Genomic DNA, 4,320 nt, shown 5'->3' with positions numbered 1-4,320 from the left:
CGACGCGATATTCTGCGAAGCGTGACAAGGCAAGAGCGAGCTTTACCGCCAACTGCATGCCGCTTGACGCGCGGCTGACGGCGACACGTATCGCACGGCGCGAATGATTGTAGAAGCTCAACCAGTCAATCACCTCCTCCATCGCTTTACGATGCGTAGCAAAGCGGGCCAAGGATGCGCGCTCGCTTGAGCGATCCCCACAGGCTCCCGGTCGGCGCGTGTCCCAACAACTTCCTCGACGGCTCATCGAGCTTCGCATGCCGTAGCCCCTCAGCAGGTTCACGTTTTTAGCGCGACGTGGCATCGGCGGGATCGCGAGTGGCTTGTCGGCGCAGTTCACGTAAATTGCTAGTGCCTTTTGCGTTGACGCAGGGACTGTTTCGTGTCGATTCCTGATCACTTGGTGTGGCTCCAATTGACGATGTGATTGTTCGGTTCGCGTCGGAGCAAGAGTTGTTTCGCGAACGGCGGCGCACGGCAAGAAAAGGACCTGTAAGTTGGGGCAACCTACCATCTCCTTTCAGGTTTTAACTCTATGACTAAGATCAACGGCTCAGCCGCCAATCTGCGCGTCTACGACGGGCAGATTCACACGACCAGGCAAGCGACCCAGCCTGAAAACACCTTAACCAAAGCGTCTCCCCGCTCGGGAGGAAAGCTCAGTGGGGCACTTGGTGATCTATCGAAATTCGTTGGAGGCTACCAGTCCGTCCTTCGTCACACGACCGGCGCGATTCCTGGCATTGGCGGAGCATTGACCTTAACGCCAGACTTGGTCACCGGAGCTCTTGCCGGGTTATTCCGAGCGGGATCGTCTGCAGCACGAGGCGACATGCCCGCTGCAAAGTCGGACCTCAAGGCCACGGCGCAGGAGTTACTGTCTACCACCTCCGCTGCCAGCCGGCAAATAAGCAATGCGATTGATATGGTGCCAACGGAAATTCTTCCTCCGCAAGCCAGGCTCGCGGTGGCAGGCACGCAAATCGGGGCGCAGGTCCTCTCAAGCGGAGCAGAAATCGGTAGCACCGCGCTCAACGGCGGTGACGTTGGCGTTGCCACAAAAGCCGGGGTGGAAACCCTTAGCAACACAGTTTTGGGCGCGACCGTCAATCTATTTGAAGTCCCTGGGCTGGGGAAGCGGGAATCATCAAAGATCTAGATTTTGTAGCAGCCCACGGGCGGACGTTTGCGCGTTTCGCTTCGGGAAGCATCTCGCATGCCGCAGCGGCCGTCGACTTTTCCGGGCCGCCTTCTGGTGATGGGCATCCTTAACCGGCTCCCGGTGCCAGCGGCCGGAAAACACCGGTCTTTTCTGACTTGGTGCCAGCTGGCGCTACCAGTCGATCCGGTGCTTTTCTTCGGTTTCCCGGTGCCGCTGGTCGTCATCGGGATGCAGGTAAAGGCTCGTGGTGGTCAGCGACGCGTGGCCGAGGTTGTCGCGGATGAGCCGCAGATCGACGTCGCCATCGGCCATGTGGGAGCCTGCGCTGTGGCGCAGCCAGTGCGCGGATGCGCGCTCGAGCTGGGCCGCACGGGCGGTATGGTCGTCACCGCGTAGTCGCAGTTTTTGCGCGGCGCCCGCAAAGACACCCTTGACGATGGTGTGCAGCGCCGCGCGGGTGAGCGGCTTCATGGATTTTCCGAGGGGCAGCACGAGCGGCGTGTCCTCATGCGGGGCGGGCAGTACGGGCAGGCCACGTTCGCGCCGGTAGCGGCCGAGCTCGACCATCATTTCGGCGGAGGCGGGCACGAGCCGCTCCCTGTCGCCTTTGCCGGGCACGTCGAGCCACCAGCGCCCGTGCCCGTCGGCGTCGCGCCGGCAGAAGAAGCGCCCCATCGTGTTGCCGCTGACCTCCGAAATGCGCAGGCCGCCCAGGTAGAGCAGGGTGAACAGCCACCGCGCACGCCAGTAACGCTCGCGTTCCCGGTCCGTCCCGCAGGGCAGCGAGTCGATGTACACCTTGACCTCCTGCAAATGAACTTGATTTCAAATGCACAACCTGTGCGCTCCAGTGGGGCACGCCACAAACGATTGAGTATCAAGTTGTTTGAATCTGCATCATCTCGCCGGGTCGAGCGGATGCGACTGATTGCCGGTCGGGGAGTTCGTCCACCGTGGCGGTACGACCGACCAGGGGGTACGATTCTTCCAGGATGCTTTCCTGCTCAGAGTGATCTGTGACGCCCAAGACAATCCCCGAACTCGAAAGCGATGCGCTTCATGATGAACGCAACGCAGGTGCGCGGGCGGCTGTGCGTCAGGTGGAGGCTGGCTATTACTTCCGCGACGACGAACTTGATGAATGGTTCGATCGCCTGGAAAGTGATGAGCCGGCATCCATGCCAGAACTTCAATATCGACCGCAACGTCGTGTATGGCGTTGATCTGGTCGGTGCCTGCATTGGCCGATCTTGAGCGAGTGGCTGCCTGGGTGCAACGCAATCCGGGCGCGCGTCAAGGTACGGTTCGCCAAATCCGCATGGCGGTCTCGCAACGCCTATATCTCGACGTGGTTCGAGGTTTCCTGATTGGTGCCATGTGTGATGGCGCCGAAGCCGGCTGCGCATTGACGTCCCCCCGATGTAGGGCTGTGTCGTTGCACCTTCGATGGCCATCGAGCCAATGTCGAGCGAGCGGGGCAGATGTTTGATCATGAGCGCCGGGGTGCGCGCTGCTGTATTCCGGTCATCACCCCCACGTTGTGCCGATCGCGGGTATCACAATCCCGTTAAAGACGCCCGAGGACTACGGGGATGGCATCGAGCGCGACGCCGGCTGTACAAAATTGACGCGGACCGGCGCCGTCCCGATTTACGCGCCGCACGTTGTCAGGGCATTGATGTGCGAAGAAGCATAGGTCCGCCCAGAGCGCAAAGGGCGATGGAATCGCGGAAGGCTTGACCTTATATACTGAATTTGAGCTGCCTGCGCTCACGCGAATCTTCGATTCGTCGACAAGCTGGGAGAGGGGAGGCCGTCACTCACCTCGCATCAGGCTGCAATTCTCGCCTTTTTATGGCACTTTCTGCATAAGCGGCGGAAATTTGAGAAATGACGCTTACCTTGTTCATACCCCGACCTCAAAAGCCAGGCACACACTTTCGGAGGGACCCTCATGCTCTTTCCGTCACACCGAGCATTTGTTTCCATCACTTTGCTCATTGCAACGCAGACCGTCCTTGCACAAACACCGACGATCGGTCGCCCTCAACGGGCTGCGCCGCTGACCAACCGATGAAGCTCAATCGCATCGTGGCCGCCTTCGATTTCGACGGCACCATCACGACCTCGGACAGCCTGCGTGACTTTGTGCGCTACACGGTCGGCAACGGGCGGTTTGCCATTGGGGTCCTGCGTGCCTCACCGTGGCTCGTTGGCTTCCTGAGCGGGATATACGATCGGGGCTCCGCCAAGGGTCGTTTTCTCGCTGCGACGATCGGCGGCATGACGCAGCGCCAACTGGAGGACGCGGCGCAGCAGTATGTCACCCGCAGGCTGAACGCCTTGATCCGCCCAGACATGGCCGAGCGGATCAAGGAGCACCGGCGCCGCGGCCACCGGTTGGTACTGGTCAGCGCATCGCCCGCGCTTTACCTGACGCGTTGGGCTCCAGCCATGGGCTTTGACACGGTACTCGCGACCGAACTCGAGTTCCGCGACGGCCGGTTCGTGGACCGCCTGGCTTCGCCGAATTGCTGGGGGCCGGAAAAAGTGCGACGTCTGCAACAATGGTTTGGCAGCGATCAGCCGAGCGTGCTCTATGCGTATGGCGACGGTCGGGGCGACAGCGAAATGCTTGCGCTTGCCGATCATGCGTGGTTACGCGGTCAAGGTGAAATTCCTCCCATTGACGCCATCGTGCCTTAACGTACGGAAAAGTTCGAATCTCGGCCAGAAGCAGTCTTTCACGCGTCAAAATCCAGGCTTAACCAAGGCGTCAAGCTTTTTTGGGCGAAAATTTCACGACCCTCTACCTGTTCACCAGCCGCGCCGGCACGCCGATCGCGAGCAACCCGCCCAATGCCATGAACGCCGCGAGCATATACATGCCCGTGGCGGACGCCGCCGTCGCCTGCCGGAGCCAGCCCACCGCGTAAGGGCCGAGAAACCCCGCGAGATTGCCGATCGAATTGATCATCGCAATGCCGGCGGCCGCGCCGGTACCCGCGAGAAATGCGGTGGGCAGACTCCAGAACAGCGGCAGCGTAGTCAGGATGCCCATCGTCGCGAGCGTGAGCGAGGCCATCGCGAGCAGCGTGCTATGCGCCCAGACCACCGACAGCACGAGGCCGAGCGCGCCCGCGAAGGCCGGTATCGCG

General features: G+C 61.0%; 3 protein-coding genes and 3 pseudogenes. 3 read left to right on the top strand and 3 right to left on the bottom strand.

Annotation, left to right across the window (positions count from 1 at the left end):
* Positions 1-97 precede the first annotated feature (97 nt).
* Positions 98-274: pseudogene (locus HV796_RS40495) on the bottom strand (IS3 family transposase); the annotation flags it as partial.
* A 261-nt stretch (positions 275-535) separates the two neighbouring features.
* Between HV796_RS40495 and HV796_RS40490 the strand changes: the two are divergent.
* Positions 536-1,159 (top strand): hypothetical protein, encoded by a 624-nt coding sequence (locus HV796_RS40490; RefSeq protein WP_175233313.1) that lies wholly within the window; start codon positions 536-538, stop codon positions 1,157-1,159.
* A gap of 174 nt (positions 1,160-1,333) precedes the next feature.
* Here HV796_RS40490 and HV796_RS40485 read toward each other — a convergent pair.
* A pseudogene (locus HV796_RS40485) lies at positions 1,334-1,972 on the bottom strand (tyrosine-type recombinase/integrase); the annotation flags it as partial.
* A 206-nt stretch (positions 1,973-2,178) separates the two neighbouring features.
* Here HV796_RS40485 and HV796_RS40480 point away from each other — a divergent pair.
* On the top strand, positions 2,179-2,385 hold the full coding sequence (locus HV796_RS40480) for a hypothetical protein (RefSeq protein ID WP_175233312.1): 207 nt from the start codon (positions 2,179-2,181) through the stop codon (positions 2,383-2,385).
* Between the two features lie 850 nt (positions 2,386-3,235).
* On the top strand, positions 3,236-3,868 hold the full coding sequence (locus tag HV796_RS40475) for an HAD family hydrolase (RefSeq protein ID WP_175233311.1): 633 nt from the start codon (positions 3,236-3,238) through the stop codon (positions 3,866-3,868).
* 103 nt (positions 3,869-3,971) lie between these two features.
* Here the strand turns inward: HV796_RS40475 and HV796_RS40470 are convergent.
* A pseudogene (locus HV796_RS40470) lies at positions 3,972-4,320 on the bottom strand (MFS transporter); the annotation flags it as partial.

The organism is Paraburkholderia humisilvae (assembly GCF_902859855.1).
GTDB lineage: Bacteria > Pseudomonadota > Gammaproteobacteria > Burkholderiales > Burkholderiaceae > Paraburkholderia > Paraburkholderia humisilvae.
Note: the sequence above shows the minus strand (reverse complement) of the source record. Positions and strands in the feature narration are given on the sequence as shown.

Coding starts and splice junctions, on each gene's coding strand:
- HV796_RS40490 (WP_175233313.1), top strand. CDS start 536: ATGACTAAGATCAACGGCTCAGCCGCCAATCTGCGCGTCTACGACGGG.
- HV796_RS40475 (WP_175233311.1), top strand. CDS start 3,236: ATGAAGCTCAATCGCATCGTGGCCGCCTTCGATTTCGACGGCACCATC.